The organism is Kitasatospora sp. NPDC049285, from assembly GCF_040678815.1.
Classification (GTDB): Bacteria; Actinomycetota; Actinomycetes; order Streptomycetales; family Streptomycetaceae; genus Kitasatospora.
In genome coordinates this window covers 36,737-62,294 of the sequence record NZ_JBFAQR010000045.1, presented here as the reverse complement: position 1 = coordinate 62,294, position 25,558 = coordinate 36,737, and the positions used below count along the sequence as shown (strand labels likewise).

Annotated in this window: 26 protein-coding genes; 14 read left to right on the top strand and 12 right to left on the bottom strand. The window is 74.0% G+C overall.

The window, feature by feature from the left end:
- The first annotated feature begins 81 nt into the window (after positions 1-81).
- The gene (locus AB0K51_RS24985; RefSeq protein WP_363459188.1) at positions 82-807 is read left to right on the top strand and encodes a DedA family protein; all 726 of its coding nucleotides are present in this window, start codon (positions 82-84) and stop codon (positions 805-807) included.
- 21 nt (positions 808-828) lie between these two features.
- Here AB0K51_RS24985 and AB0K51_RS24980 read toward each other — a convergent pair whose 3' ends face one another.
- On the bottom strand, positions 829-1,791 hold the full coding sequence (locus tag AB0K51_RS24980) for an NAD-dependent epimerase/dehydratase family protein (RefSeq protein ID WP_363459186.1): 963 nt from the start codon (positions 1,789-1,791) through the stop codon (positions 829-831).
- Between the two features lie 201 nt (positions 1,792-1,992).
- Here AB0K51_RS24980 and AB0K51_RS24975 point away from each other — a divergent pair, with 201 nt between their 5' ends.
- The gene (locus tag AB0K51_RS24975) at positions 1,993-2,880 is read left to right on the top strand and encodes a TIGR03619 family F420-dependent LLM class oxidoreductase (protein ID WP_363459184.1); all 888 of its coding nucleotides are present in this window, start codon (positions 1,993-1,995) and stop codon (positions 2,878-2,880) included.
- A 102-nt stretch (positions 2,881-2,982) separates the two neighbouring features.
- Here the strand turns inward: AB0K51_RS24975 and AB0K51_RS24970 are convergent, their stop codons facing one another.
- Complete coding sequence (locus tag AB0K51_RS24970; protein ID WP_363459182.1) at positions 2,983-3,741, bottom strand: PIG-L deacetylase family protein; 759 nt, start codon at positions 3,739-3,741, stop codon at positions 2,983-2,985.
- Positions 3,742-3,934: 193 nt separating this feature from the next.
- Entirely contained in the window at positions 3,935-4,591 is a 657-nt protein-coding gene (locus AB0K51_RS24965; RefSeq protein WP_363459181.1) for an NAD(P)-binding domain-containing protein, read from the bottom strand.
- A 350-nt stretch (positions 4,592-4,941) separates the two neighbouring features.
- On the opposite strand from AB0K51_RS24965, the gene AB0K51_RS24960 reads away from it, so the two are divergent.
- Both AB0K51_RS24960 and AB0K51_RS24955 read left to right on the top strand, forming a co-directional pair.
- Positions 4,942-5,472: a hypothetical protein gene (locus AB0K51_RS24960; protein ID WP_363459179.1), complete on the top strand. Its 531-nt coding sequence runs from the start codon at positions 4,942-4,944 to the stop codon at positions 5,470-5,472.
- A 332-nt stretch (positions 5,473-5,804) separates the two neighbouring features.
- A complete protein-coding gene (locus tag AB0K51_RS24955; RefSeq protein ID WP_363459177.1) occupies positions 5,805-8,051 on the top strand; it encodes a tetratricopeptide repeat protein in 2,247 nt (748 codons plus the stop codon).
- Positions 8,052-8,058: 7 nt separating this feature from the next.
- Here the strand turns inward: AB0K51_RS24955 and AB0K51_RS24950 are convergent, their stop codons facing one another.
- Entirely contained in the window at positions 8,059-8,514 is a 456-nt protein-coding gene (locus AB0K51_RS24950; protein WP_363459175.1) for a MarR family winged helix-turn-helix transcriptional regulator, read from the bottom strand.
- A 65-nt stretch (positions 8,515-8,579) separates the two neighbouring features.
- On the opposite strand from AB0K51_RS24950, the gene AB0K51_RS24945 reads away from it, so the two are divergent.
- On the top strand, positions 8,580-9,002 hold the full coding sequence (locus AB0K51_RS24945) for a VOC family protein (protein ID WP_363459173.1): 423 nt from the start codon (positions 8,580-8,582) through the stop codon (positions 9,000-9,002).
- Positions 9,003-9,030: 28 nt separating this feature from the next.
- Positions 9,031-9,636 carry a DUF6629 family protein gene (locus tag AB0K51_RS24940; protein ID WP_363459171.1) on the top strand — a complete coding sequence of 202 codons (606 nt, stop codon included), beginning with the start codon at positions 9,031-9,033 and terminating at the stop codon, positions 9,634-9,636.
- Between the two features lie 39 nt (positions 9,637-9,675).
- Here the strand turns inward: AB0K51_RS24940 and AB0K51_RS24935 are convergent, their stop codons facing one another.
- Positions 9,676-9,990 carry a DUF2568 domain-containing protein gene (locus AB0K51_RS24935; protein ID WP_363459169.1) on the bottom strand — a complete coding sequence of 105 codons (315 nt, stop codon included), beginning with the start codon at positions 9,988-9,990 and terminating at the stop codon, positions 9,676-9,678.
- Complete coding sequence (locus AB0K51_RS24930) at positions 9,987-10,337, bottom strand: hypothetical protein (RefSeq protein WP_363459167.1); 351 nt, start codon at positions 10,335-10,337, stop codon at positions 9,987-9,989. Before AB0K51_RS24930 ends, AB0K51_RS24935 begins: the two co-directional genes overlap by 4 nt.
- A gap of 59 nt (positions 10,338-10,396) precedes the next feature.
- Here AB0K51_RS24930 and AB0K51_RS24925 point away from each other — a divergent pair, with 59 nt between their 5' ends.
- Together AB0K51_RS24925 and AB0K51_RS24920 are read left to right on the top strand one after the other, a co-directional pair.
- Positions 10,397-10,843 (top strand): MarR family winged helix-turn-helix transcriptional regulator, encoded by a 447-nt coding sequence (locus AB0K51_RS24925; protein WP_363459166.1) that lies wholly within the window; start codon positions 10,397-10,399, stop codon positions 10,841-10,843.
- Between the two features lie 45 nt (positions 10,844-10,888).
- Entirely contained in the window at positions 10,889-11,290 is a 402-nt protein-coding gene (locus tag AB0K51_RS24920; RefSeq protein ID WP_363459165.1) for a barstar family protein, read from the top strand.
- Here AB0K51_RS24920 and AB0K51_RS24915 read toward each other — a convergent pair.
- Both AB0K51_RS24915 and AB0K51_RS24910 read right to left on the bottom strand, forming a co-directional pair.
- Positions 11,271-11,678 carry a hypothetical protein gene (locus tag AB0K51_RS24915; protein ID WP_363459163.1) on the bottom strand — a complete coding sequence of 136 codons (408 nt, stop codon included), beginning with the start codon at positions 11,676-11,678 and terminating at the stop codon, positions 11,271-11,273. The genes AB0K51_RS24920 and AB0K51_RS24915 overlap by 20 nt on opposite strands.
- Positions 11,679-11,812: 134 nt before the next feature.
- Positions 11,813-13,237, bottom strand: a complete 1,425-nt coding sequence (locus AB0K51_RS24910; RefSeq protein ID WP_363459161.1) for an MFS transporter — start codon at positions 13,235-13,237, stop codon at positions 11,813-11,815.
- A 108-nt stretch (positions 13,238-13,345) separates the two neighbouring features.
- On the opposite strand from AB0K51_RS24910, the gene AB0K51_RS24905 reads away from it, so the two are divergent.
- Positions 13,346-13,924, top strand: a complete 579-nt coding sequence (locus AB0K51_RS24905) for an XRE family transcriptional regulator (protein ID WP_363459160.1) — start codon at positions 13,346-13,348, stop codon at positions 13,922-13,924.
- Positions 13,925-13,946: 22 nt separating this feature from the next.
- On the opposite strand, the gene AB0K51_RS24900 is transcribed toward AB0K51_RS24905, so the two are convergent.
- On the bottom strand, positions 13,947-14,795 hold the full coding sequence (locus tag AB0K51_RS24900) for a polysaccharide deacetylase family protein (RefSeq protein ID WP_363459158.1): 849 nt from the start codon (positions 14,793-14,795) through the stop codon (positions 13,947-13,949).
- Between the two features lie 79 nt (positions 14,796-14,874).
- Here AB0K51_RS24900 and AB0K51_RS24895 point away from each other — a divergent pair, with 79 nt between their 5' ends.
- The gene (locus tag AB0K51_RS24895) at positions 14,875-15,978 is read left to right on the top strand and encodes an ionic transporter y4hA (protein ID WP_363459157.1); all 1,104 of its coding nucleotides are present in this window, start codon (positions 14,875-14,877) and stop codon (positions 15,976-15,978) included.
- Positions 15,979-16,047: 69 nt separating this feature from the next.
- Here the strand turns inward: AB0K51_RS24895 and glmS are convergent, their stop codons facing one another.
- Together glmS and AB0K51_RS24885 are read right to left on the bottom strand one after the other, a co-directional pair.
- Positions 16,048-17,889 (bottom strand): glutamine--fructose-6-phosphate transaminase (isomerizing), encoded by a 1,842-nt coding sequence (gene glmS / locus AB0K51_RS24890; protein ID WP_363459155.1) that lies wholly within the window; start codon positions 17,887-17,889, stop codon positions 16,048-16,050.
- A 48-nt stretch (positions 17,890-17,937) separates the two neighbouring features.
- Positions 17,938-18,243 (bottom strand): hypothetical protein, encoded by a 306-nt coding sequence (locus AB0K51_RS24885; RefSeq protein WP_363459153.1) that lies wholly within the window; start codon positions 18,241-18,243, stop codon positions 17,938-17,940.
- Between the two features lie 271 nt (positions 18,244-18,514).
- Here AB0K51_RS24885 and AB0K51_RS24880 point away from each other — a divergent pair, with 271 nt between their 5' ends.
- The gene (locus tag AB0K51_RS24880) at positions 18,515-19,633 is read left to right on the top strand and encodes a hypothetical protein (protein ID WP_363459151.1); all 1,119 of its coding nucleotides are present in this window, start codon (positions 18,515-18,517) and stop codon (positions 19,631-19,633) included.
- Between the two features lie 167 nt (positions 19,634-19,800).
- On the opposite strand, the gene AB0K51_RS24875 is transcribed toward AB0K51_RS24880, so the two are convergent.
- Positions 19,801-21,033: a benzoate/H(+) symporter BenE family transporter gene (locus tag AB0K51_RS24875; RefSeq protein ID WP_363459150.1), complete on the bottom strand. Its 1,233-nt coding sequence runs from the start codon at positions 21,031-21,033 to the stop codon at positions 19,801-19,803.
- A 68-nt stretch (positions 21,034-21,101) separates the two neighbouring features.
- Between AB0K51_RS24875 and AB0K51_RS24870 the strand changes: the two genes are divergently transcribed.
- The 3 genes from AB0K51_RS24870 to AB0K51_RS24860 all read left to right on the top strand — a co-directional run bounded on the left by AB0K51_RS24870 (position 21,102) and on the right by AB0K51_RS24860 (position 25,511).
- Entirely contained in the window at positions 21,102-22,541 is a 1,440-nt protein-coding gene (locus AB0K51_RS24870; RefSeq protein WP_363459148.1) for a pyridoxal-dependent decarboxylase, read from the top strand.
- A 134-nt stretch (positions 22,542-22,675) separates the two neighbouring features.
- The gene (locus tag AB0K51_RS24865) at positions 22,676-24,070 is read left to right on the top strand and encodes a GNAT family N-acetyltransferase (protein WP_363459146.1); all 1,395 of its coding nucleotides are present in this window, start codon (positions 22,676-22,678) and stop codon (positions 24,068-24,070) included.
- Between the two features lie 184 nt (positions 24,071-24,254).
- Entirely contained in the window at positions 24,255-25,511 is a 1,257-nt protein-coding gene (locus tag AB0K51_RS24860; protein WP_363459144.1) for a MurT ligase domain-containing protein, read from the top strand.
- The last annotated feature ends 47 nt before the right edge of the window (positions 25,512-25,558 follow it).

Here is a 25,558-nt window from a genome sequence, read left to right as displayed (position 1 = left end):
CCCGACTGCGTCGTCGAGCACCAGCTCGCCGAGGAGCAGCGCTGACCCCGGGCCGCGGCCCGGTAGGAGGAGCGAACACCTTTGCCCCCGCCCCTGCCGGGCCCGCTGGCCCACCTCGCGCCGCTGCTCGACGACTACGGGTACCTCGCGGTCGGCGTCCTGGTCTTCCTGGACAACTGCGTGATCCCCGTGCCCGGCCAGACCATCCTGACGCTGGCCGCGGTGTACGCGGGCACGGGGCAGCTGTCGCTGCCGGTGGTGCTCGTCGTGGCGGTGCTGGCGGCCATCCTGGGTAACGCCGCGGCGTACGTGATCGGCCGCACCGGCGGCCTGGCGTTCGTCCACCGCTGGGGCCGCTACGTGCGGCTCACCCCGGAGCGGATGGAGCGCGCCGACGCCTTCTTCCGCCGCCGCGGCGCCCTGGTGGTCACCGGGGCGCGCTTCGTGGACGGCCTGCGGCAGACCAACGGCCTGGTGGCCGGCACCACCGAGATGCCGTGGAAGCGCTTCATGGCGGCCAACACGGCGGGCGCCGTGCTGTGGGCGGGGGTGTGGGCGTGCATCGGCTACTTCGCGGGCAGCAACATCGACACCCTGTACCGGCAGGCCGTCCGCTACCAGGTCTACCTGCTGGCCGCGCTCGGACTGGTGGTGGCCGCGCTCGCCGTCCGCGCCTACCTGCGCCGCCGCTCGCGCAAGGCCGGCAACGGGGGTTCCCAAGGTGGGGGACCCGACGACGGCGGGGGCCCCGATGACGGCTCGGGATCGCCCGGGAACGTGTCGACCGGCGGGCACGACCGCGACTGACCCACCGTCAGCCCGCCGGCCTCACCCCGCCAGCTCGCGCAGCAGCCGCTCCTCCTCCAACGCGCCGAGGCCCTCGGTCTCGGGGCCGCCGCGGGCGGTGTCCCACGCGAGGGTGTCGGCCAGCGTCTCGGCGAGCGGACGGAGCGTCAGCCCCGCGGCCAGCGCGCGGGAGACGTCGACCCGGTTGATCGCGGCGCACTCCGGGTCGGCGATCCACATCGGCACGCCCATCCACGGGTCCACCCCCGCCGCCAGCAGCCGCTCGCTGGGGATCCACACCGACTCGACGGGCCCCGCGGCCAGCGCCCGGCAGGCGTCGATCAGCTCGCCGAACGGCATCGGCCGCCCGGTGGTGTTGTACACCCCGGCCCGGCCCGCACCGAGGCAGTCCAGGATCCACCCGGCGAGGTCGCGGACGTCGATGAACTGCGCGTCGTCCGCCGGATCGCCGGGCAGCAGCACCCGGCCGCCGCGGGCGAACCGGCGCGGCCAGTACGCGAACCGGTCGGTCGGGTCGTGCGGGCCGACGATCAACCCCGGCCGGACGATCGTCGCCCGCTCGCCGAACCCGTCCCGCACGATCCGCTCGCAGGCGGCCTTCCGTGCCCCGTACGCCAGGTCCTCCGGCAGGTCGGCGGTGAGTTCGAGCACCGCGCCGTCCTCGTCCTGCGGGGTGGCCTGGTCGGCGAGGACGGAGAGCGTGGAGACGAACAGGTACCGCCCGACCCGGCCGCGCAGCGCCTCGACCGCGAGCGCCGCCACCTCCGGCTGGTAGCAGGCCACGTCGACCACCGCGTCCCACCGACCGTCGGCGAGCGCGTCCAGGCTCACGGTGCGGTCGCCGACGACGGTGCGCGCCGACGGGAACAGCCCGGGATCGGTACGGCCCCGGTTGAACAGCGTCACCCGGTGCCCCGCGGCCAGCGCGGCCTCCACGACGGCGCGGCCGAGGAAGCGCGTCCCCCCGAGTACGAGCAACTCCACGACGACTCTCCCCCACCTCGACACACCACGGCGCCCGCACCCTACCCACGGCCGCCACCTCCCGCATGCGGTTTTCCCACGGACCGTCAACGCCCCCTGACCGGGCGGGATGAAACGGGGGCCGTGCGGGGGTTGGGAGTGGCGACAGGGCGGTCGGGTGATCGTCGTGTCGCCGTCGGACTGCCACCGAAAGGCACACTCATGTCCCTGCTGCGCCTCGGCGTCTCCCTCCAACCGCGCTGGCCGCTCGACGACGGAGCCCGCGTTCTCCACGCCGCACGCCGTGCCGAGGATCTGGGCTTCGACCACGTCGCGGTCGGCAACCGCCTGCTGGACAGCGGGTTCGGCCTCGACACGGACCCGCTCGTCCTGCTGGCGGCCGTCGCGGGGGCGACGACGCGCCTGCGGCTGCTGACGTCCGTACTCGTCGCGCCGTACTACCCGGCGCTGGTGCTCGCCAACCAGGCGGCCACGCTGGACGTCGTGTCCGGCGGCCGCCTGGTCCTGGGCGTCGGCACCGGCTGGAACCTCGACGAGTTCGCGGCCGTCGGCGTACCCGCCCGTGAACGCGGTGCACGTACCGACGACCACCTCGCCGCCGCCAAGGCCCTGTGGACCCGGCGGCCCGCAGACTTCGAGGGACCGTTCACGACCCTGCACGAGGCGCGCCTGGGCGTGCCTCCGGTCACCGCGGGCGGTCCGCCCGTGTGGATCGGCGGCCACAGCGCCGCCGCCCTGCGTCGTGCGCTGCGGTTCGGCGACGGCTGGTACGGCACCGGCGTCGACGCCGCGGAGGTCACCGACGTCCGCCGCCGCCTGCACGACCTCGCCGGCGACTCGGAGAACGCCGACCGCCTGACGCTCGCCGCAGCCGCGTTCCTCACGCCGCCCGGCATCCCCGCGGTGGTCCCGTCGCCGGGACGACCCCTCGGCGGTGCCGTACCCACCGCCGCGAGCGTCGCCGACGAGCTCGGGCAACTCGCCGAGGCAGGGCTTGCCGCTTGCACCCTGTGGCTGCCCGTCGCGGCCGAGCATGTCGAACAGGCGATGGAGTGGGTTGCCACCGAGGTCGCCCCGCGACTCACCTGACGCCGTGGCCCGGAGGCCACCGGGCCGATCGAGCTCCCGTGTCCAGGCGTCCAGGGGGCGACCGCCACGGCTGGCGCCCGTCTCGCTGCGGACGCGAGAGCACTAGCCGTGGAAGTCGATCACCTCGAAGGCCGCCGCGTAGCGGGTGCCCAGGCGGGTGCCGGCGGCGCGGCCCGCGGACTCCAGGAACTCGGCGGCGTTGGCCATCTCGCCGCCGAGGCCCGCCAGGTAGGCGCGGTGGGCCTCCAGCGAGGCGACGCCGGTGGCGAAGGTGTCGGTGGTGTCGACGGCGTGCCGGCCGTCGGGCGAACCCGCCGCCCACAGCTGCCGGACGCCGTTCCACGGCTGGTGGCCCTCGGCGGTGAGTTCGCGGAAGACCCACCGGTTGCCCGCGTCCCGGACGGCGTCCAGCGCGGCCCGGCCGACCGCGATGTGGTCGGCCTGGTTGGGGAAGACCCCGCCGTAGGTCTCCCGGAAGTTGACGGTGATCACGATCTCCGGGCGGTGCCGACGGATCGCCCGGGCCAGGTCGCGGCGCAGCGGCAGCCCGTACTCGACCACCCCGTCCGGGTAGCCGAGGAACTCCACCGTCCCGACGCCGACCAGCGCCGCCGACTCCACCTGCTCGCGTTCGCGCACCGGGCGGCACTGCGCGGGCTCCAGGCCGTCGATCCCGGCCTCGCCGCTGGTCACCATCAGGTAGCTGATCCGCTTGCCCTGCCCGGTCCAGCGGGCCACGGCCGCGGCCGCCCCGTACTCCATGTCGTCGGGGTGGGCGACGACGGCGAGCGCCGTCTGCCAGTCCTCGTCGACCGCCTGGTACGGAGGCGGTACCTGCTCGGTCTCGGCGGTCCCGGTCATCTCGCACCCTTCCTACTCCGGAGCCTCTCCGCCCCGGCCTCGGTCTTCCGTGGCGACCCGCGTGTTCCGTGGCGACCCACGCCGCCGACCCGCCGTGCCATCCGACCTGCCGTGCTACCCGGCCCGCCGTGCCACCCGACCCGGCGGCTCCCCGCGCGCGGGGTGCGGCCGCCGGGCCGGATCGCTCGCGGCGTCAGTTCGCGGTGCGGATCGCGTAGTTGAAGTCCGCGTGCCCGTAGTGCTGCATCACCCGCAGCCAGAACGGCATCAGCATCTCCATGCCGCGGGCGGCGTCGATCCCGCCGAGGTCGAGGATCGCCTCGGCCGGCCAGCCGAACTCCTCCAGCAGCGCCTTGACCTTGGCCTTGGCGTCGACGTCGTCGCCGGCCACGAAGAGGTTGTGCTCGCCGGGGATCCGGCCGGGGTCCACCATCACCGGGGCGGTGACGGTGTTCAGCGCCTTCACCACGGAGGTGTCCGGCAGGGCGCGCTGGAGCTGCTCGCCGACGCTGTCGTTGTTGACCGGGTCGAGGGTCAGCTCACCGGTCGGCGAGAAGACCAGCGGGTTGGACACGTCCAGCAGGGTCTTGCCCGCCAGCCGCTCCGGACCGGCCATGCCGATCGCGGACAGGGCGACGGTGCCGCTGGTCGCGTTGATCACCAGCTCGCCGAAGTCGGCGGCGTCGGCGAAGGTGCCGGCGTGGCCGTACGGGCCGGCCCGGTCGGCCCAGTCGTTGGCGGCGGCGTTCTCCTTGGTGCGCGAGCCGAGGGTCACCTCGTGCCCGAGCGAGATCAGTTTGTTGGCGAGGGTCTGGCCGACCGTTCCGGTCCCGATGATTCCGATCCGCATTGTGCTGCTCTCCGTCCCCACGTCAGATCGACAAGCCGCCCGCACCATATCCGAGGCCGGTCCCTGACTAGCGGTCAGCTCCCGGTCCCGCCCGGCCACTCCTCGCCGGGGCGCGGCCGCCCACTCCACCGTAGCCCCACGGTCGAGCCCCCGGCGCGCTCACCCGGCGGACGGCACCCCGCGAGTCCTCGGCGGCCGCGGCGCCGCGAAGTGCGGGATCCGGTTCCGCCAAACGCAAAACGAACGCCATGGAGCACCTCCGGGCGCTCCAGCAGAGTGGTCGTCGTGCCAACCGGGCCCGTCGCGAACGGACTTCGGGCCCGTGACCACCGAACCGGAGGATCGCGATCATGAAGAAGTGGATAGCAGCCGCGGCCGGCAGCGTCGCCCTCGTCGGCTCGCTCACGTCGGGCGCCGGCAGCGCGAGCGCCGCGACCGCCCAGCCGTCGGCCCAGCGGGCCTCCTTCGCCCCCGGCGGCACGTGGGTGCTGAAGTCGGCGGCCACCGGCCAGTGCATCGACGACAGCAACTACGGCCTGCGACACTTCGGCTGTCAGAACCAGAGCGGCCCCTACGCCGCCTTCCAGCAGTTCCGGATAGTCGGACAGCCGAACGGCACCGACGTGCTGCAGAACGTCGCCACCGGCCAGTGCATCGACGACAGCAACTACGGCCTGCGGCACTTCGGCTGCCAGGACCAGAACGGGCCCTACGCCGCCTTCCAGCAGTTCGTGATGTACCTGGAGCCGAACGGCTCGGTGGTGCTGCAGAACGTGGCCACCGGCAATTGCATCGACGACAGCGGCTACGGTCTGCGCGACTTCGGCTGCCAGGACCAGAACGGCCAGTACGCCGTGTTCCAGCAGTTCTGGCTGAGCTGACGAACGGTCCGGCACCGCACCGACGGGGGACGGTGCCGGACGGCGGGGGACGGTGGGGCGCGGGTCACCGCGCCCCACCGCGGCCTTCCGGGCCACCGACCCCGTCCTCACCACTGCGCGCGTGCACCAGGACCTTCACCCGTCGGCCGGTCCCACCAGGTCGGCGGGGTACAACAGTTGGCTCGGCATGACGGTCCGTCAGGACCGGCGTGACCGGATTGACTTGTCCTTGCCATTCCGTGGGCCCGCTCGTAGGGTCACCTCCGGGGGAGGGGGTCGCTGCGCGTTCGCGAGCGACCGCATGGGGTGACCTTCTCCAGGGGGAGGTCACGGTGGGTGGGTTCGGGGAGCTGCTGCGCGGGTGTCGGCTGGCGGCGGGGTGGACGCAGGAGGACCTGGCGGAGCGGGCGGGGGTGTCGAGCCACGCGATCAGCATGCTGGAGTCCGGGCGGCGCGGGCCGCGGCTGTCCACGGTCGCGCGGCTGGCCGACGCGATGGGTCTCGGTCCGGACGACCGGCAGCGGCTGATCGCGGCCGTCACCGGCGACGACCCGCCGGAGCGGACCGCCGGGCCCGGCCCGGCCGGGCGGCTCACGCCGGCCGAACTCCACGCCGACCTGCACGACTTCACCGGCCGGGCGGCCGCGGTCGAGCGCCTCGTCTCGCTGCTGTCGGGCGCGCCGGGTGGACCGGCGGCGCCGGTGCTGCTGTCGGCGGTCAGCGGGACGGGCGGCGTCGGCAAGACCACGTTGGCGGTGCACGTCGCGCACCTCGTGCTGCGGCACTTCCCGGACGGGCAGCTCCAGGTCGACCTGCACGGCGCCGATCCGCGGCCCGCCGACCCGCACGACCTGCTGGGCCGGTTCCTGCGCTCCCTCGGCGTCCCGCCGGAGCACCTGCCCGCCGACCCCGAGGAGCGGGCAGGGCGCTGGCGCAGCCTGCTCGCCGAGCGGCGGATGCTGATCCTGCTGGACAACGCCCGCGACGCCGCCCAGCTCCGCCCGCTGCTGCCCGGGACCGGCGCCAGCCGCGTGCTGGTGACCAGTCGCAGCACCCTGCCGGGCCTGGACGGCGCGGCCCGGGTGACCCTCGGCATGCTGGACGCCGACGAGGCGTCGACGCTGCTGCGGCGCATCGTCGGGGCCGAGCGGCTGGCCGCCGAACCGGACGCGGCGCAGGCGGTGCTGACGGCCTGCGCGGGGCTGCCGCTGGCGATCCGGTTGGCGGGCAGCCGACTGCTGGCCCACCCGGACTGGTCGGTGCGCCACCTCGCCGAGCTGCTCCGCGACGAGGCCGGGCGGCTCAGCGTGCTCAGCGTCGAGGACCGCGCGGTGCGGGCGAGCTTCGCGGTGAGCCACCGCAACCTGCCGCCCGACCAGGCCCGTGCGTTCCGCCTGCTGGGACTCGGCCCCGGTCCGACCATCTCCGTGGGGGCCGCCGCCGCGCTGTTCGGCGCACCGGAGGCGGAGGCCGCGGCGCTGCTGGACGCCCTCGTCGCGGTGCACCTGGTCGAACCGGCCGGCCCCGGCCGCCACCGGCTGCACGACCTGATCCGGGTCTACGCCGCGGAGTGCGCCGCCGAGCGGCCGCCGGCCGAACGCGAGGCGGCCGTCGAGCGGCTGCTGCGCTGGTTCCTGCACAGCAACGCGTCCGCCTCCCGCCGGCTGCGCCCCGAACGCCGCCACCTGGACCTGGCCCCGCCCGCTCCGCCGCTGCGCCCCTTGGAGTTCACCGAGTTCGACGCGGCCCTGGCGTGGTCCGAGCAGGAGGGCGACTGCCTGGTCGCCGCGGTCGCCGCCGCCGCCGAGTCCGGACGCGACGAACTCGGCTGGCAGCTCGCCCACACCATGTGGGACCTGTTCGACCTGCGCGCCGCGCAACCCGGCCGGATCGGCACGTACCGGCACGCGCTGGCCGGCGCCCGCCGCCTGGCCGATCCGAAGGCCGAGGCGTGGGCGCTGAACGCCCTCGCGGTCGCCTATCAGGCGGCGCGCCGGCTGGCCGAGGCCGAGGAGTGCCTGCTGGACGCGCTGGCGATCCGCCGCCGCCTCGGCGACCTGCACGGTGAGGCGTCCGTCCTCGGCAACCTGGGCTACGTGCGGATCGACCGGGGCCGCCCCGCCGAGGCGGTGGCGCTGCTGGAACGGACCACCGACATCTTCCGCGGGCTCGGCCAACTGCGGGCCGAGGCGGCGTCGTTGGAGAACCTCGGCGAGGCGTACAAGCTGATGGGCCGGTTCGAGGCCGCGCTCGACCACTACCAGCAGGCGCTGGTGCTGTTCGAGAAGAGCGGCGCGGAGCGGTTCCGGCTCGGCCGCTCGCTCAGCAACGTCGCCGAGACGCTGCACCTGCTAGGCCGGCACGAGGAGGCCGTCGTGCCGGCGACCGAGGCGTACGCAGCCAACCGCGAGGCCGGCAACCGCATCGACGAGGCCATCGCCCTGGAGGTGCTCGGACACAGCCACGCCGTCCGAGGCGATCGCGAGGCAGCCCGCGAGGTCTGGGAGCGGGCGCTGCTGATCCTGCTCGACCTGGGCCACCCGCGCGCCGCCGACGTGCAGGCCCTGCTGAAGAGCTGACCGACCGTCAATTCCCGTTTCCGGAACCGCCGTACAGCCGGAGCAGCAGCGCGTGCAGCTGAACCCGCTCGGCGGCGTCCAGCGGCGCGAGCAGCTCCGCCTGCACCGCCTCCGCCTCGGCGGTCAACTCGGCGAGGCGGGTGCGGCCGGCGGTGGTGAGGGTCAGGGTGAGGCGGCGGCGGTCGGCCGGGTCGCGGGTGCGGTCGAGGTGCCCGGCGGCGGCCAACTGGTCGGCGGCCTTGGCGAGATCGCTCGGGTCGAGGCCGAGGCGGCGGGCCAGATCGCGCTGGGTGTGCGGACCGAAGTCGGCGAGCGCGGCCAGCATCGCCAGGTGGAACAGCCGCAGCCCGTCGGCAGCCAGCCGCTCGGCGAGCCGGCCGCGGGCGGTCTTTCCGACCCTGGACAGCAGATAGGCCGTCAACTCCAGGAGCGAGGGCGGCGCGGCGGTCGGGTCGGTTTCCATGGCCCCAATCCTAGGTCTCCCCCTATAGTGGGTCCACACCCACGATTATTCGCCGGAGGCCTTCCGTGGACGCGCTCCACCCCCGCCTGCTCGTCGCCGACTTCACGGCCTGCTTCGACTTCTACGACGCCGTCCTCCCGCCCCTGTGCGGGGCCCACCTGGTCAAGGGCACCGCCGACGGCCCCTACGCCAACTGGGACGTGGCGGACGAGGGCGTCCTGGTCCTGTTCGACCGCGCCGCGATGGCGGCCGTCCTCGGCGCCGAGCCCGCCACCGACCCCGCCGCACCCGCCGCGCCCTCCGCACCCACCGACGCCGTGATGTTCGTCTGCCGGGTCGACGACGTGGACGCCGCGTACGCGCTCTGCCTCGCGCACGGCGCGACGGCCGTCCTGCCGCCCATCGACCGCCCCGCATGGGGACCGAACCTCCGCACCGCCCACGTCCGCGACCCCGACGGCACGCTGATCGAACTTCAGTCCTACTGACAGACCGTCAGTTCAGTACGCTGACTCCGTGTGCTGGAGCGCCGAGGCGGATCTGATCATGGGCAGCACCATCTCGGCGGTGGGCGTCGTCGCGATGGTGCGGGCCGGAGCGAGCCGGCGGCTGCCGATGGCGGCCCTGCCGCTGCTGCTCGGGGTGCACCAACTGCTGGAGGCCGCCGTCTGGTCCGACTGGGGCCAGTGGACCCGCACCGCGTGGGCGGTGATCGCCCTGCCGCTGCTGCCGCTGTACGTCCCGGCGGCGGTCTGGTGCGCCACCCGCCGCCGTTCGGCCGCCTGGCTCACCGCGCTCGGCGCGGCGGTCGCCGTCCCGCTCGCGGTCACCCTGGCCCGTCACCCGGTCGGCGCCCACGTCCACGGACACACCGTCAGGTACGCCATCGGCGTCCCCGCCGGCACCCTGCTCCTGGCCGGCTACCTGCTCGCCACCCTCGGCTCCCTGCTCCTCTCCGGCGACCCCCACCTCCGCCTCCTCGGCTGGCTCACCACCCTCGGCGCCCTCGCCTGCGCCCTCCTCTGGCAGCTGGCCTTCATCTCCACCTGGTGCGCCCTCGCCGCCCTCGCCAGCCTCGTCCTCCTCCACTGGGCCAAACCGCCCGCCCCACCCTCCACTTGACGCCACCTCCGGGGCCCGGACGAACGCCGCCTCTCACCCTCACCCTCGCCCGGCGCCCGCCCGGTCACGGCGCCGTTCCCGCGCGCCCGCGGTCGCGGCGCGGTACGCGGCCGTCGCGCCCGCGCCGAACCAGCAGGCCTCGAACGCGGCGCGGGCCGCTCCGTGCAGCGGGTGGTCCGCGGTCGGCGCGGCGAACTCGCCCCACAGCACGGCGAGTCCGACGACGGCCGCCACCGCGAGGACCAGTCGGACGGCGGGGCGACCGGGCCGACGCCAGGCCCACCAGGCGGCCGCCGCGTAGACGGCCAGCTCGGCGAGGAACGCCGCCACGTCGACGACCGTCAGCCCGCTCATCGGGCCACCCACCAGGCGGAGACCAGGTGCAGCACCGCGAACGCGCCCGCACCGAACGCCATACCGAGGTTCCGCTGCCGGAACCCGATCGCCGAGTCCCCCACCTGGGCCAGCCCCGACACCAGCAGCATCGGCCACGCCACCGCGGCTCCGCCCGCCGTCACCGCCACCGCCGTCGCCACCCCCAGGGGCACCGCCCGTACCGCGTACGCCCGGGCGTACACGTGCGCCCCGAGCGTGACCGGCTCACCCGCGGGCAACCCGAGACCCGGGCGCACCACCCCCGCCACGCTCGATCCCGCGCTGACCAGCGCGGCCAGCGCGTTGACCGCCGACAGAACGTCCATTCCAACCCCCCGTGAATCATTCGAGCATTGAACGATATGAGGACGGTATCATTCTGCCCATGAGCGATGTCAAGGGAGCGGCCGCGCTGCGCGCCACACTCGTCTTCAACCTGGGCACCCTCGGCGCCCTGGCCTCCGACCGCTTCGCCGCCCGGGTCGAGGCGCTCGGGCTCAAGCCCAAGCACGCCGGCCTGCTGGCCGCGCTCGACGCCGGATCGGCCGCCTCCCAGCAGGAGTTGGCCACCCGCCTCGGCGTCGCCCCCAGCCTGATCGTGGCCCTCGCCGACCAGCTCCAGGAACTCGGCGCGGTCGAACGCGTCCGCGACCCCGAGGACCGCCGCCGCCAGGTCCTCACCCTCACCGCCGGAGGCCGACGCCTCCTCACCCGCTGCGCCGAAGCCGCCGAAGCCGCCGACACCGAACTCACCGCAGGCCTCACCGAGGCCCAACGCACCACCCTCGCCCACACCCTGCGCACCCTCGGCGACCAGCAGGTCCCGCACTAGCCACCAGACCTGACGGTCGCTCAGCCGCTCACGAGGAACCCGGGGATGACGGACCACTACTGGACTGGCGAGGCGCCGTGGGTGCACCACTCGGCGGAGGACGCCCGGCACCCGGCGTTCCTCCTGCCGCCGCCGGGGACCAGCTACGTGGGTTGGCTGGATGGCGCCGACATGGGCGACGCGCAAGGGGTCTTCGAACAGATGAGTGCCCGGCTACGGCTTCCGGCCTACTTCGGCTGGAACTGGAACGCCCTCTCGGACTGCCTTCGCGACATGGGGTGGGCGCCCGCCGACCATTACCTGATCGTCATCGAGCGGTCAGCCCTCATGCTGCAGGAGTCCGCCGAAGGCCGCGAGACACTCCTCGAGATCCTCAACCACGCAGGTCGCCATTGGGGTCACAACCCGGACCGGCCGGGCAAGTCCTTCAATTCACTGCTGCTGTAGGCGCGGACGCCGGTGCCGACACGGGGCGGCTGTTGCCGGTGTGGGCAGCCGCGGCCTGGGGCCCGGCCACCCGGGCTGCCAGGTGCGCGAGGAACCCGTCCAGCAGGGACCGGTCGGCGTTCGGGACCATGTAGTGGCGGAAGACGCCGCCCTCGGCGGTCACGGTCGAGCGCACCCAGCCGAGCGACTCGAATCTGGCACGCAGGTAGCCGTCTCCCGAGGCGACAACCTCCGAGCCCTCGGGTGACACCACCACCAGGTGGGTGGCGCCACATCCACACTCGACGCACACCAGCGGGATCCCGCCCATGCCCGCGAGGCGTTGCAGGGCCGCCGGGTAGGCGAGTTCACGACCGGGACATACCGCCACGCTCAGAAGGCTCGACATCGGCACAGGCTAGGGTCTCAACCTCCGAACGGGACAATCGATTGCATTCTGCGGACCGATCTTGGCGGCGCCGGCCCACTGGTGGGGGTGAGGCGGTCGACCACGCCATCCGATTTGTCGAACTCTGGGGGCCCTCAGCCGCGACGCGCATCACCACCTGACGCCCGCTCAGGTGCAGTCGTCCAGCGGGCCAGGGCGATCAGCAGGGCTCCGCAGGCTGTGATCAGGAGCCAGCCTGGGCGGGCGGCGGTGGCGAGGGTGGCGGGGGTGGTGTGGGCGACCAGGCCGCCGGCGGTGGCGATGCCTAGGGCGGAGCCGAACTGGCGGGCGGTGGAGGTGAGGGCGCCGGCGACGCCGGCGCGGTCGGCGGGGAGGGAGTTGACGGCGGTGGTGGTGATCGGGGCGTTGGCGAAGCCGAAGCCGGTGCCGATCAGGAGGTAGGCGACGAGCAGCAGGGCGAGCGGTGTCGTCCGGTCCAGGGCGAGCAGCAGGAGGCCGCCGGCCGCCAGGAAGGCGCCGGCCAGTGTCAGCGGGAGGCCGGGCCCGCGGCGGCCGACCAGGCGGCCGGACCAGGGGGCGCAGACGGTGGCGCCGAGGGCCATCGGCAGCGTCGCGGCGCCGGCGGCCAGCGGGCTGAGGCCGCGGGTGTGCTGGAGGTAGAGGGTGGAGAGCAGCAGGGTCAGGCCGAGTGCGGTGAAGAGCGCGACGGCCGCCAGCACCGCGCCGCCGAACCTGACGTGCCGGAAGAGCCGCGGGTCGATCAGCGGCTCCTCCCGCCGTACCTCGACCAGGCCGAACGCCACGGTCGCGGTGGCGGCCAGCAGCGCGCCGACCAGCGCGGTGGGCGAGGTCCAGCCGATCCGCGGGCCCTCGATGGCGAGTGCGACCCAGCCGCCGATCACCGCGATCAGCAGCAGCTGCCCGATCCCGTCGAGCCGCCGGTCGCGCGCGCCGCGCGACTCGGGCACCAGCAGTGCGGTGAGCAGCAGCGCGAGCAGGATCACCGGGACGTTGGCCCAGAACAGCGCCCGCCAGCCGAATCCGCCCAGCAGTGCCCCGCCGACCACCGGCCCGACGGCCATGCTGAGGCCGAAGACGGACGCCCAGACGCCGATCGCCTGGGCCCGTTCGCGCGGGTCGGGCATCGCGTTGACCACGATGGCCAGCGCCACCGGGCTGAGCATCGACGCGCCGACGCCCTGCAGCGCACGGGCCGCCACCAGGGTGCCGGCGCCGGGGGCGAGCGCGCAGAGCAGCGACGCGGTGCCGAACAGCGCCAGCCCGCACTGGAAGACGCGGCGCCGCCCGAAGCGGTCGGCGAGCGCGCCGGAGGTGATCAGCAGGGCGGCCAGCACGATGGTGTAGGCGTCGACGGTCCATTCCAGGCCGCGGGTGTCGACGCCGAGGCTGCGGCCGATCTCGGGCAGGCCGACGTTGACCACGGTGGTGTCGAGGCCGACCAGGAACATGCTGAGGCAGCAGACGGCGAGCACCGTCCAGCGTCTGCGTCGGCCGAGTTGCGGGGCGGCGGGCTGAGCCGCCGTCAGAACGGAGGTCATCGGAGGTCCCTTCTCCAGGAGGTGCAACGGTCCTGGTCAGGGTGCGGCGGGGCGGCCTCTGCGGGCCACGATTCTTGCGACAATCGCAAAATCCGTCAGAGTAGGTGGGTGGACCCTGACCTGCAGCACCTCCTCGACGCCATCGGCCCCCGGCTGCGCACCCTGCGCCGGGAGCGCGCCCTGACCCTGGAGGCATTGGCCGAGGCGACCGGCCTGTCGGTGAGCACCCTGTCCCGGTTGGAGTCCGGGCACCGCCGCCCCACCCTCGACCTGCTGATCCCGCTGGCCAAGGTGCACCACGTCACCCTGGACCAACTGGTCGCCGCCCCGGCCACCGGCGACCCGCGCGTCCACCTCACCCCGGTCCCCCGCGCGGGCGGCGGTGTCCTGGTGCCGCTCACCCAGTACCCGGGCCGGGTCCAGGTCTTCAAGCACGTCCTGCCGCCCCGCGAGCCGAAGCTGGTCAGCCACGAGGGCTACGAGTGGCTGTACGTGCTGGCCGGGCGGCTGCGCCTGGTGCTCGGCGAGCGGGAGTCGCTGCTCGGCCCGGGCGAGGTCGCCGAGTTCGACACCCGCGAGCCGCACTGGTTCGGCCCGGCGGACGGGACGGCGGTGGAGATCCTGCACATGTTCGGCCCGCACGGCGACCGCCCGAAGGCTCCGAGCCCGACCACGCACGGAAGTTGACGGTTGGTCAGGTGATGGTCGGTCAGTCGTCGGACAGCCGGCGGAAGCGACGGCCCGCGTCGAGCAGTGCGGGCAGCGCTGCGGCGAAGCCCGGGGCGGTGCCGGAGCCGGGGTGGTTGACGTGGCCGATGACGATCGCGCCGGGCCCGGCGGCGGCGACGGTACGCCGGACCTGCTCGGCCGTGAAGGTGGCCCCGGCGTCGCCGTTGACGCTGAAGCCGGCCACGCCCTCGCCCAGGTCGGCGACGATCCGGGTGGCAATCTCGTCGTAGTGCGCGGTGCCGGAGCGGAAGTACCGGGGCGGGCGGCCGAGCAGGGCGGTGAGCTTGGCGTGGTTGCCCGCGACCTCGTCGTAGACGGCGCCGGCGTCCGCGGTGCCGGTGATCCCGTACGCGGCGCGGCCGGTGACGGAGAGCGGGCGGTGCGCGGTGCCGTGGTTGCCGAGTTCGAACAGGGGGTCGGCGGCGAGTTCGTGGAACGGGCCGGGGTTGGCGTCGATCCACCGCGCGTTCAGGAAGAGCGTCGCGGGCACCGCGAGTCGGCGCAGCACGCCGATCAGCTCCGCGTCGTAGCCGTCCCCGCCGGGGCCGCCGCAGGCGTCGAAGGTCAGCGCGAGCGCCGTCCCCGAGGTCGTCGTCCGCACCCCGGTCACCTCGGTGCCCCACTGCGCCGGCGCCAGCCCCGCGTACCGGGCCACCACCGCCGCCCGGTCCGGGGGCGCGCTCGACGACGCACCGGGCGGCGCAGCGGAGGCGGGAGCCGAGGACGCAGGCGGGGTGGCTGACGGTTGGTCAGTCCGGGTGGCGGGCGCGGCGCAGCCGGCCGTGGCGAGGCCGAGGACGGCGCCGAACAGCCTGCGGCGTTCGAGCATGGACGTCTCCCTCCGGCGTGAGGTCTGCCACGAGTGTCACTTCCGGGCGGCGCGTCGGCCATCTGCCAAGCTCGGCCGTATGGCTGCCTCCCCTCGACCGCACTACCTGCAGTGGACGTCCGTCGCCCCCGTGATGGCGTTCCTGCTGCTGTTGACCACCTGGAAGCGCGATCTGCCGTGGCCGGTGGTGGCGCTGGTGGCGGTCTTCCTGGCGGTGTCGGTGGTGGCGGCCGTGCACCACGCGGAACTGATCGCCCATCGGGTGGGTGAGCCGTACGGATCGCTGGTGCTGGCGGTGGCGGTGACCATCATCGAGGTGGCGCTGATCGTGACGCTGATGGCGGACGGCGGCGACAAGAGCGCGGGGCTGGCCCGGGACACCGTCTTCGCCGCGGTGATGATCACCTGCAACGGGATCCTCGGACTGTCCATCCTGGTCGGCGCGCTCAAGTACCGGGTGGCGGTGTTCAACGCGGAGGGCACCGGCGCCGCGTTCGGCGCGATCGCCACCCTGGCGACACTCAGCCTGGTGCTGCCGACCTTCACCACGTCCACGCCGGGCCCGCAGTTCAACACCACGCAGTTGGTCTTCGCGGCGACCGCCTCGATCGTCATCTACGGCCTGTTCGTCTCCACCCTGACGGTCCGTCACCGCGACTACTTCCTGCCGGTGACTCCGGCCGGCGAGGTGGTCGACCCGATGGACGACCACTCCGAGCCGCCGAGCCGGCGCGAGACGCTGGTCAGCGTGGCGCTGCTGTCACTGGCCCTGGTGTCGGTGGTGGGCCTGGCCAAGGGCGTCTCCCCGACCATCGAGCGCGGCGTCGCCGCGGCGGACCTGCCGAACGCGGTGGTGGGCGTGGTGATCGCGCTGCTGGTGCTGCTCCCGGAGTCGATCGCCGCCGTGCGGGCGGCGATCCGCAACCGCGTCCAGATCAGCCTCAACCTGGCGCTCGGCTCGGCGCTCGCCTCGATCGGCCTGACCATCCCGGCGGTCGCCGTCGCCTCCGCCTGGCTCTCCGGCCCGCTCGAACTCGGCCTCGGCGCCACCCACATGATCCTGCTGGCCCTGACGGTCGCGGTCGGCACCCTGACGGTCATTCCGAAACGCGCCACCCCGCTCCAGGGCGGCGTCCACCTGGCGATCCTCGCGGCCTACCTGGTGCTCGCGGTCAGCCCGTGACGCGCGGACGCCCCGCCGGGGGTTCCCGACGGGGCGTCCAGGGCGACGGGGCGTCCAGGGCCGGGCGGACTACTCCACCGTCACGCTCTTCGCCAGGTTGCGGGGCTTGTCGACGTCCCGCCCGAGCGAGACCGCCGCGTGGTAGGCGAGCAGCTGGAGCGGGATGTTCAGCAGCAGCGGGTCGAGCTCCGGCTCGCTGCGCGGCACCAGCACGCAGTGGTCGGCCAGCTTGGCGTCCACCTCGCGGTGGGCGACCGCGAGCACCCGGCCGGAACGGGCCTTGATCTCGCCGAGGGTGGTGAGGTTCTTGTCCAGCAGCTCGTCGTCCGGCACCAGCGCGACGGTCGGCAGGTCGGGGTTGATCAGCGCCAGCGGACCGTGCTTCAGCTCGCTCGCCGGGTACGCCTCGGCGTGCACGTAGCTGATCTCCTTGAGCTTCTGCGCGCCCTCCCGGGCCACCGGGTAGCCGCGGACCCGGCCGATGTACATCATGCCCTCGGACTCCGCGTACGCCTCGGCCAGCTTGGCGATGGCGTCGCCGTTCGCGAGCACCTCGCGGATCTGGTCGGGCAGCGCCTTCAGCGCGGCGACGATCCGGCGGCCGTCGGCCGGGGAGAGGTCGTGGATCCGGCCGAAGTGCAGGGCGAGCAGCGCGAAGGCGACCACGGTGGAGGTGAAGGCCTTGGTGGAGGCGACCGAGATCTCCGGGCCGGCGTGCAGGTAGATGCCGCCGTCGCACTCGCGGGCGATCGCCGAGCCGACGGTGTTGACCACGCCGAGCACCCGGCCGCCCTTGCGCTTGATCTCCTGGACGGCGGCCAGCGTGTCGTAGGTCTCGCCGGACTGGCTGACCGCGACGTACAGGGTGTCGGCCTCGATCACCGGGTTGCGGTAGCGGAACTCGGAGGCGGGCTCGGAGTGGGCGGGGATCCGGGACAGCTCCTCGATCAGCTGGGCGCCCATCTCGCCGGCGTAGTACGCGGAGCCGCAGCCGAGGATCTTGACCCGGCGGATCTCGCGCAGCTCGCGGGCGTCCAGGTTGAGGCCGCCGAGGTGCGCGGTGGCGAAGCGCTCGTCGAGCCGGCCGGAGAGGGTGCGCTCGACCGCGGCGGGCTGCTCGTGGATCTCCTTGAGCAGGTAGTGCGCGAAGCCGCCGGTGTCGTAGGAGCCGACCTCCCAGTCGACGGTGGACGGCTGGCGGGTGACGGTGCGCGCGTCCTCGGTGAAGGTGCGGAAGCCGTCGGCGCGGACGGTGGCCAGCTCGCCGTCCTCCAGGTGCACCACCTGGCGGGTGTAGCGGACCAGGGCGGCGACGTCGGAGGCGGCGAACATCTCCTTCTCGCCGATGCCCAGCACGATCGGGCTGCCGTTGCGGGCCACCACGATCCGGTCGGGCTGCTCGGCGTCCAGCACCGCGATGCCGTAGGTGCCGACCACCAGCTTGAGCGCGGCGCGCACCGCGTCCTCGAGTTCGCCGGCCTCGGCGCGGTGCGCGGCGATCAGGTGGGCCAGCACCTCGGTGTCGGTCTCCGAGCGGAAGACCGCGCCCTCGGCGGTGAGCTTGGCGCGCAGCTCGTCGGCGTTCTCGATGATGCCGTTGTGGACGACCGCGATGCGCTCGGCGTTGTCGGTGTGCGGGTGGGCGTTGGCGTCGGAGGGCACGCCGTGGGTGGCCCAGCGGGTGTGGCCGATGCCGACCGAGCCCTTGAACCGGGCGGGCACGGCGGCCGCGAGGTCGGCCACCCGGCCCTTGACCTTGCAGACCCGCAGCTTGGCCGGCGCGGCCTTGGTCGCCGGGGCGAGCACCGCCACGCCGGCCGAGTCGTAGCCGCGGTACTCCAGCCGCTGCAGCCCTTCGAGCAGGAAGGGGGACGCGTCCTTGGGGCCGATGTAGGCCACGATTCCGCACATGACGTGGACTCCTGAGGTTCGTGGGGCGGGTGCTGGGCGGGGACCGGATCAGCCGTAGACCATCCGCCGCAGCTGACGCACCGACAGCTGCGGGGCGGCCACCCGGCGGGCGGCCAGCTCGCCGCCGAGGCGGGCGAAGATCTGTTCGTTGGTCAGTCCCCTGGCCTGCAACTCACCGTGACGGCGGCGCACGTACTCCTCGGTGGGCTCCGCGAAGTAGGCGAGCACCTCCGCGACGACCCGGGCCGCCTCGCCGGGAGCCAACGGTGTGGTCCTGGTGAGGTGGGTGATCAGGTCCTCATGAGGGTGCGGTGAAACAGGCACGGGTGGGGAGCCTAGGCGTCGAGTCTCCATATGCCAAAGATCCTGCCCGAAATCGGGCAGGACGACCAGTCGTGGCGCTCCCGCGGGGCGCTTTCCCGGCAAGCAGGTGGCGGTCGAACAACCGTCCACAGCCGCACCTATGATGTGGGGTCGTCGTTGAAGGACGGTGTGCAGGCGGTGATCGGGTGAATCGCACCCGGGCACCTTCATCTGATGGCGGTGTCCGGGCCGGGGTTTCCGGCGGTCACCCAGCAGGATGGGCCGCGTACCGTCCGTGTCGATCTCAGGGGGACCGTCCGTCATGCAACCGCGTGTGTTCGCCGTCGTCACCGCCGTCCTGCTGGCCGCACTCGGCCTCGGGTCCGTCGTGGTGACCGACTGGACGCCCGGCACCGCCACCGCCGCCATCGCACCCGGCACCCCGCCGGGCACCGCCCCCGGCCGGACCGGCGCCGCACCCGGCAGCCCGAGCGCCGCCGCCTCCCCCACCGGCGACCCCGCGGTCTGGACCCGCAGCACCCTGCGCAACAAGCTGATGGCCGAGATGGACGCCAGCGACCCCGGCGTCGCCCTCGCCGACCTCGACAAGACCACCAAGGAGAAGCCCTACACGGTGCGCTTCTGCCACCCGATCGCCCACGAGCTCGGGCACGCGGCAGTGCAGCGCTACCACCAGGACTTCCAGAAGGTGATCTCCTTCCCGCACGAGACCTGCGCGGCCGGCTACCTGCACGGCGCGGTCGAGGAGATGCTCGCCAACTCCAAGGACCCGCAGCACGACATCCTGTCGCTGTGCGCCCCCGCCAACACCGGCCCCTGCATCCACGGCGTCGGCCACGGCATCATGTTCGTCACCAAGCAGGACATCCCCGCCGCCCGCGACCTGTGCAACAAGTTCCCCAGCGAGAGCCGCCGGATCACCTGCTCCGAGGGCGTCTTCATGCAGCTCTTCGCGCCCGACGAGGAGGACGAGAAGGCCAAGGCGAACCTCCCCGCGGACAAGCTCGCCGCCGAGCCGCTCTACCCGTGCCCCGAGCAGCCCTCGCTCTTCCAGTCGGCGTGCTACTTCTACGCCCCGACCTTCTACCTGTCCTCGCACGACTACGCCAACCACCCCGAGGTCTTCGCGCAGGCCCTGCAGTGGTGCCTGCAGGCGGGCGGCGGCGGCAACGACTGCAGCCGGGGCGTCGGCTCCCGCACCATGAAGTACAACCTGGACCGCGAGGACTGGGCGGCGCAGCAGTGCGCCACCGCGAAGGACGCCTGGCAGCGCAAGGCCTGCACCCAGGGGCTGGTCAGCTACTACACCGTCAACTACACCGAGTCCGGCGCGGCCGCCCGGCTCTGCGGCAAGATCACCAACAAGGAGATCCAGGGCTACTGCCGCGCCGCGGGCGGGATGTCCGCGACCCTGGACTGACGCCTCGTCAGGACCCGTGCGGCTCCCCCGGCCCGGCCCGGGCGGGGCCGCACGGCGTTTCCGGACCCGGGACTCCCGGCCCCCGCCCGGAGGACTCCGCCGGGGCCGGCCGACAGCGGGGAGCAGGGCCGGGCTCTCCGTCCCGCCCGTCTCCCGCCCGGAGGGCGTCAGCGCCGGCGCGCGGTCAGGACCAGGTGGGTGGCGACGCCGAGCAGGAGGCCCCAGAACGGGGCGGCGATGCCGGCGACGCTCATGCCGGAGGCGGTGGCGAGGAAGGTGACCACCGCGCCGTCGCGGCCGGACTCGTCGGCGACCGCGGCGGCCAGGCTGCCCTGGAAGGCGGCCAGCAGGGCGACGCCGGCGATCACCGCGATCAGGGCGTGCGGCAGGCCGGTGAACAGGGCGACCAGCATGCCGCCGAAACTGCCCACCAGCAGGTACAGCGCGCCGGCGGACATCCCGGCCACGTAGCGGCGGCGCGGGTCGGGGTGGCTCTCCAGGCTGGTGCAGATCGCGGCGGTGATCGCCGCCAGGTTCACGCCCGGCGAGCCGAACGGCGCGAGCAGCACCGACAGTCCGCCGGTCGCGGTGATCAGCAGCCGGTCGTCGGGCTGGTAGCCGGCGGCCCGCATGATGCCGAGGCCGGGCGCGTTCTGCGAGGCCAGCGCGACGATGGTGAGCGGCAGCGCCAGGCCGACCAGCGCGGCCCAGGAGAACGCCGGCACGGTGAACACCGGCCGGACCGGGCCGCCGCCGCCCAGGTGCAGCGGCAGCCCGACGGTGGCGGCCGCGAGCACCGCGCCGGCCACCAGCGCCACCGGCACCGCGTACCGCGGGAGCAGCCGCTTGGCGAGCAGGAACGCGGCGAAGCTGCCGAGCACCAGCACCGGCGCGGCCCGCAGTTCGGTGAAGATGCCCGCGCCGAAGGTGAACAGGATGCCGGCCAGCATCGCGTTGACGATCCCCACGGGTATCGCCCGCATCAGCCGCCCGAACAGCCCGGTCACCCCGAACAGCGCCGTCGCCACGCTGCTGACCAGGAACGCGCCGACCGCCTCCCGGTAGGGGTACGCGCCGAGGCTGACCACCAGCAGGGCCGCGCCGGGCGTGGACCAGGCGGTGATCACCGGGGTGCGGGTCCACCAGCTGAGCAGCAGGCAGGTCAGGCCGCTGCCGATGGAGACCGCCCAGATCCAGGACGCGGTGTGCGCCTGGTCGAGCCGTCCGGCCGCGGCGGCCGCCAGCACCACCACCAGCGGGCCCGAGAAGGACACCGCGATGCACACCAGCCCCGCGAGCAGCGCCGGGGCCGACACGTCCTGCCGCAGCGACCGCCGCCCCTCCCCGTCCCGCCGTTCCCGATCCGTCCCGACCCGCGTCACCGTCCGCTGTTCCGTCACGCGGGCAGTATGGCGGAGCCGCGGCCCTGGCGGCCGGGCGCCGATGCCTCCCGCATACGATCGACCTCGTGAACGATGACTTCAGGAGTGCCGCGCAGGCGGCTGCGGAGCTGGTGGCGGACTACCTGACGGGCCTTCCGTCGCGGCCGGTGTGGCAGCCGATGGACCCGGCCGAGCGCACGGCTCTGCTGGACCTCGAACTGCCGCAGGACGGCGTCGACTTCGGCGAGCTGCTGAAGACCGTCGAGGAGCGGTTCATGCCGCACCCGATGGGCAACGGCAGCCCGCGGTTCTTCGGCTGGGTGAACTCCTCGCCGCAGCCGGCCGGCGTGCTGGCGACGCTGGCGGCCTCGGCGATGAACCCGAGCTCGGCCGGCGGCGACCACGCGGACGTGCACCTGGAGCGGGCGGTGGTCCGCTGGATCGCCGAACTGGTCGGCTTCCCGCACCCGGCGGGCGGCGGGCTGCTCACCTCGGGCACCTCGATGGCGACCATCGTCTGCCTGGCCGCCGCCCGGAACCGCGCCGCCCAGCGGGCGGGCCACGACGTCCGGGCGGACGGCCTGGCGGGCCTGCCGCCGCTGGTGGGGTACGTGACCGGCGAGGCGCACAGCTGCGTGCGCAAGGCCGCCGAGCTGCTCGGCCTGGGCAGCCGCCACCTGCGGGTGGTGGGCACCGACGCGGACGGGCACCTGGACCTGGCCAGCCTGGCGGAGGCGATCGACGAGGACCGCGCGGCCGGCCGGCTGCCGTTCCTGGTGGTGGCCTCGGCGGGCACCGTCGGCACCGGCGCGGTCGACCCTTTCACGCCGATCGCCGACCTCGCCGAGCGCGAGGGCCTGTGGTTCCACGTCGACGGCGCGTACGGCGCGTTCGGGGTGCTGGACGAGACGATCGCCCACCGGTACGAGGGGATGGAGCGCGCCGACTCGCTCGCGCTGGACCCGCACAAGTGGCTGGGCGTGCCGGTGGACTGCGGCTGCGCGCTGGTCCGCGACGCCGAGCAGCTGCGCGGCACCTTCAGCCTGGTGCCGTCCTACCTGCGCGACGACGCGGCGGGCGACCTCGGCTGGTTCTCCGAGTACGGCACCGAGCAGACCCGGCCGTTCCGCTCGCTGAAGGTGTGGGCGTCGATCGCGCACCGTGGCCGCTCGGGCGTGGCCCGGGACGTCGCGCACTGCACCGCGCAGGCCCGGCAGCTCGGCGGGTGGGTCGAGGCCGACCCGGAGCTGGAGCTGCTCGCGCCGGTGGAGACCTCGATCGTCGCCTTCCGGTACCGCCCGGCCGGGGTCGACGAGGCGGTCGTCGAGGAGCTCAACCGGCGGCTGCCGGTTGCGGTGCAGCTGCGCGGGCGGGTGTTCCTGACCGGCGCGGTCTACCGGGGCACCGAGGTGCTGCGGGCCTGCCTGCTGAACGCCACCACCACCGAGGCGGACCTGCGGCTGCTGCTCGACGAGGTGAAGGCGGCCGGCGCGGAGTTGCTCACCTCTCTCGGGCGGAACTCCTGACACCCCGTCACTCGTCAATGTCTGCGTACCGGTCGGATCAGCGCTGATCCGGGGGAAACCGGTTCGCGCAGACATTAACCGTGAGGTCACGGGGGATTCGTGATCGTGAAACAGCGGAGCGCCACCATGCTGGCATGGAGAAGACGGCGTACACCGAGCAGAAGCACCGGAACACCAGGATGCGCGGCCAGCGCTGGCGGCGGGAGACGACCGAGTTGGCGGCGGTCTTCGCCGCCGTCGCGGCGGCCGACCTGGTCGCCAACGTGGTGGTGCACGGACACGACGGGCCGGTGCTGCTGGTCGCCTCGGCGGCGGCCATGCTCGCCACGGCACTGTTTCGCGGGTGGCTCGCCCACCGGCACCCGCACGGACCGCCGGCACCCGACACCCCCGCACCGCCCGGCGGGGTCGCGGTGAGCGGCGACGCCGGGCGCGGCGACGGCGCGGCGGACGGCCTGGACGCCGGCGGGGAGAGCACGCTGTGGCGGCTGCGCACCAGCGTGTCCGACGAGCCGGGCAGCCTGGCCCGGGTGTGCAGCGCGCTGGCCGAGCGGCGGGTGAGCATCGTCTCGATGCAGGCGCACCCGCTGCCGGACTTCACGGTGGACGAGTTCATCGTGCGGGCCCCGAAGGCGCTGCCGCGGACCGAGCTGGCGGCGGCAGTCGCCGCGGGCGGCGGCTGGGACATCTGGACCGACCGGGCCGACCCGCACGAGCTGGTCGACGTGCCGCGCCAGGTGCTGGCGCTGGCCACCCGCACCGCGCTGGACGCGGCGGAGCTGCCGGTGGCGCTCCGGCAGCTGTTCGGGCGCACCGCGATCCGGCAGTTCCCGGGCCGCGGCGACTCCACCCCGGCCGGCGTGGAGGGGCACACCATGCGGCTGCCACTGCCCGGCGGCGACCTGCTGGAGCTGTCCCGGCCGCAGCTGCCGTTCACCCCGACCGAGTTCGCCCGGGCCCGCGCCCTGGTCGAGCTGGACACCGTCCTCGGCCCGCGGGTGCCGCAGGTCGCGGCGCGGATCTCCCGCCCGGCCGGGGACGACCTGACGGTGCGCCGGGCCACCCCGGAGGACAAGCCCGCGGCGCTGGCGATGCACGCCCGCTGCTCGCCGGAGTCGCTGCGCCGCCGCTACCACGGGCCGGTGCGGGACGCCGACCGCTACCTGGACCACCTGCTCGACCCGCGGCACGGCCAGACCCTGGCGGTGGAGACCGCGCAGGGCCGGCTGGTGGCGCTGGCGCACCTGATGTGGGACGACGAGGGCGCGGAGATCGCGCTGCTGGTCGAGGACGCCTGGCAGCGCCGGGGCCTGGGCGTGGACCTGGTGCGCCGGATGGCGGCGCTGGCCCTGGAGGCGGGCGTGCGCACCGTGTACGCGGTGACCACCTCGTCCAACACCGGGCTGATCTCCACCATGCGCCGCCTGGAGGCGCCGCTGGACTACCAGGTGGAGGACGGCACGCTGGTGATCACGGCGCACCTGGCGGAGGCGGCGGAGAAGCTGCCGGCGCCGTGGGCGGCCCGCTGACGGTGTGACGGCCCCGGGCGCGGAGCGGGTGCTCCGTACCCGGGGCCCGTCCGGGTGCGGCTCGGGTTCGGATGTCGCCCCTGCTCAAACGTCCGGGCGGGAGTGGGTAGGCTGAGCCCGTCCCTGCCGCCCGTGGGCCGTCGAACGGCCCGGGCGGTGCCGCAGCAAGGAGGAACCCCTGAGCATGCCAGGCACCGATTCGGAAGCCGCGCGCGACGCCTCGCTGCCCGCACGCGCAAAGATCGCCGTGACGGCCGGCCGGATGGCCGCCGCGCTGTCCCAGAAGGCTGGTCGCGGCAGTGGGTCGGTGATCGGCGGCAAGGTCGCCCTGAAGCTGGACCCGGACCTGCTGGCCACCCTGGCCGAGCACCTGGACGTGGTGCTGGTGAGCGCCACCAACGGCAAGACCACCACCACCCGGCTGATCGCCGAGGCGCTGCGGGCGGCCGGCCCGGTGGTCTCCAACGCGCTGGGCGCGAACATGCCGGCCGGCATCACCTCCGCGCTGGCGGGCGGCTCGGACGCCAAGTTCGGCGTGATCGAGGTGGACGAGAAGTACCTGCCGATGGTCGCCCGGGACACCCGGCCGAAGGCCATAGCGCTGCTGAACCTCTCCCGCGACCAGCTGGACCGCGCGGCGGAGACCCGGATGATGGCGGAGAAGTGGCGGGAGGGCCTGAAGGACACCGACGCGGTGATCGTGGCCAACGCCGACGACCCGCTGGTGACCTGGGCCGCCTCGTCCTGCAAGAAGGTGGTCTGGGTGGCCGCCGGGCAGGCGTGGAAGGAGGACGCCTGGTCGTGCCCGTCCTGCGGCGGCGTGATGCAGCGTCCGGGCGACGACTGGTTCTGCGGCGACTGCGGCTTCCGCCGCCCGAACCCGCACTGGGCGCTGCAGGGCACCCACGTGATCGACCCGCACCGGGGCGCCTGGCCGATCCAGCTGCAGCTGCCGGGCCGGGCCAACCTGGCCAACGCCACCTCCTCCGCCGCGGTCGCCGCGGTCTTCGGGGTGGCCCCGCAGGTCGCGCTGCAGCGGATGCAGTCGGTGACCGCGGTGGCGGGCCGCTACGACGTGGTGCAGTTCCACGGCCGGGACGTCCGGCTGCTGCTGGCGAAGAACCCGGCCGGCTGGCTGGAGACCTTCTCGCTGATCGACGGCCCGCCCGCCCCGGTGGTGCTGTCGGTGAACGCGCTGGACGCGGACGGCACCGACACCTCCTGGCTGTGGGACGTCGACTACGAGCGCCTGGCCGGCCACCCGATCTTCGTGATGGGCCAGCGCAAGCTCGACCTGGCGGTCCGGCTGGAGGTGGCCGGCCTGCAGTTCCAGGTCGTCGACACCCTGGCGCAGGCGGTGGACGCCGCCCCGGCCGGCCGGATCGAGGCGATCGCCAACTACACGGCCTTCCAGCAGCTGCGCAAGGCGGTCGTCGCCTGATGACCGATCAGCCCTACCAGCAGTACGGCGAGCAGTCGTACGGCGAG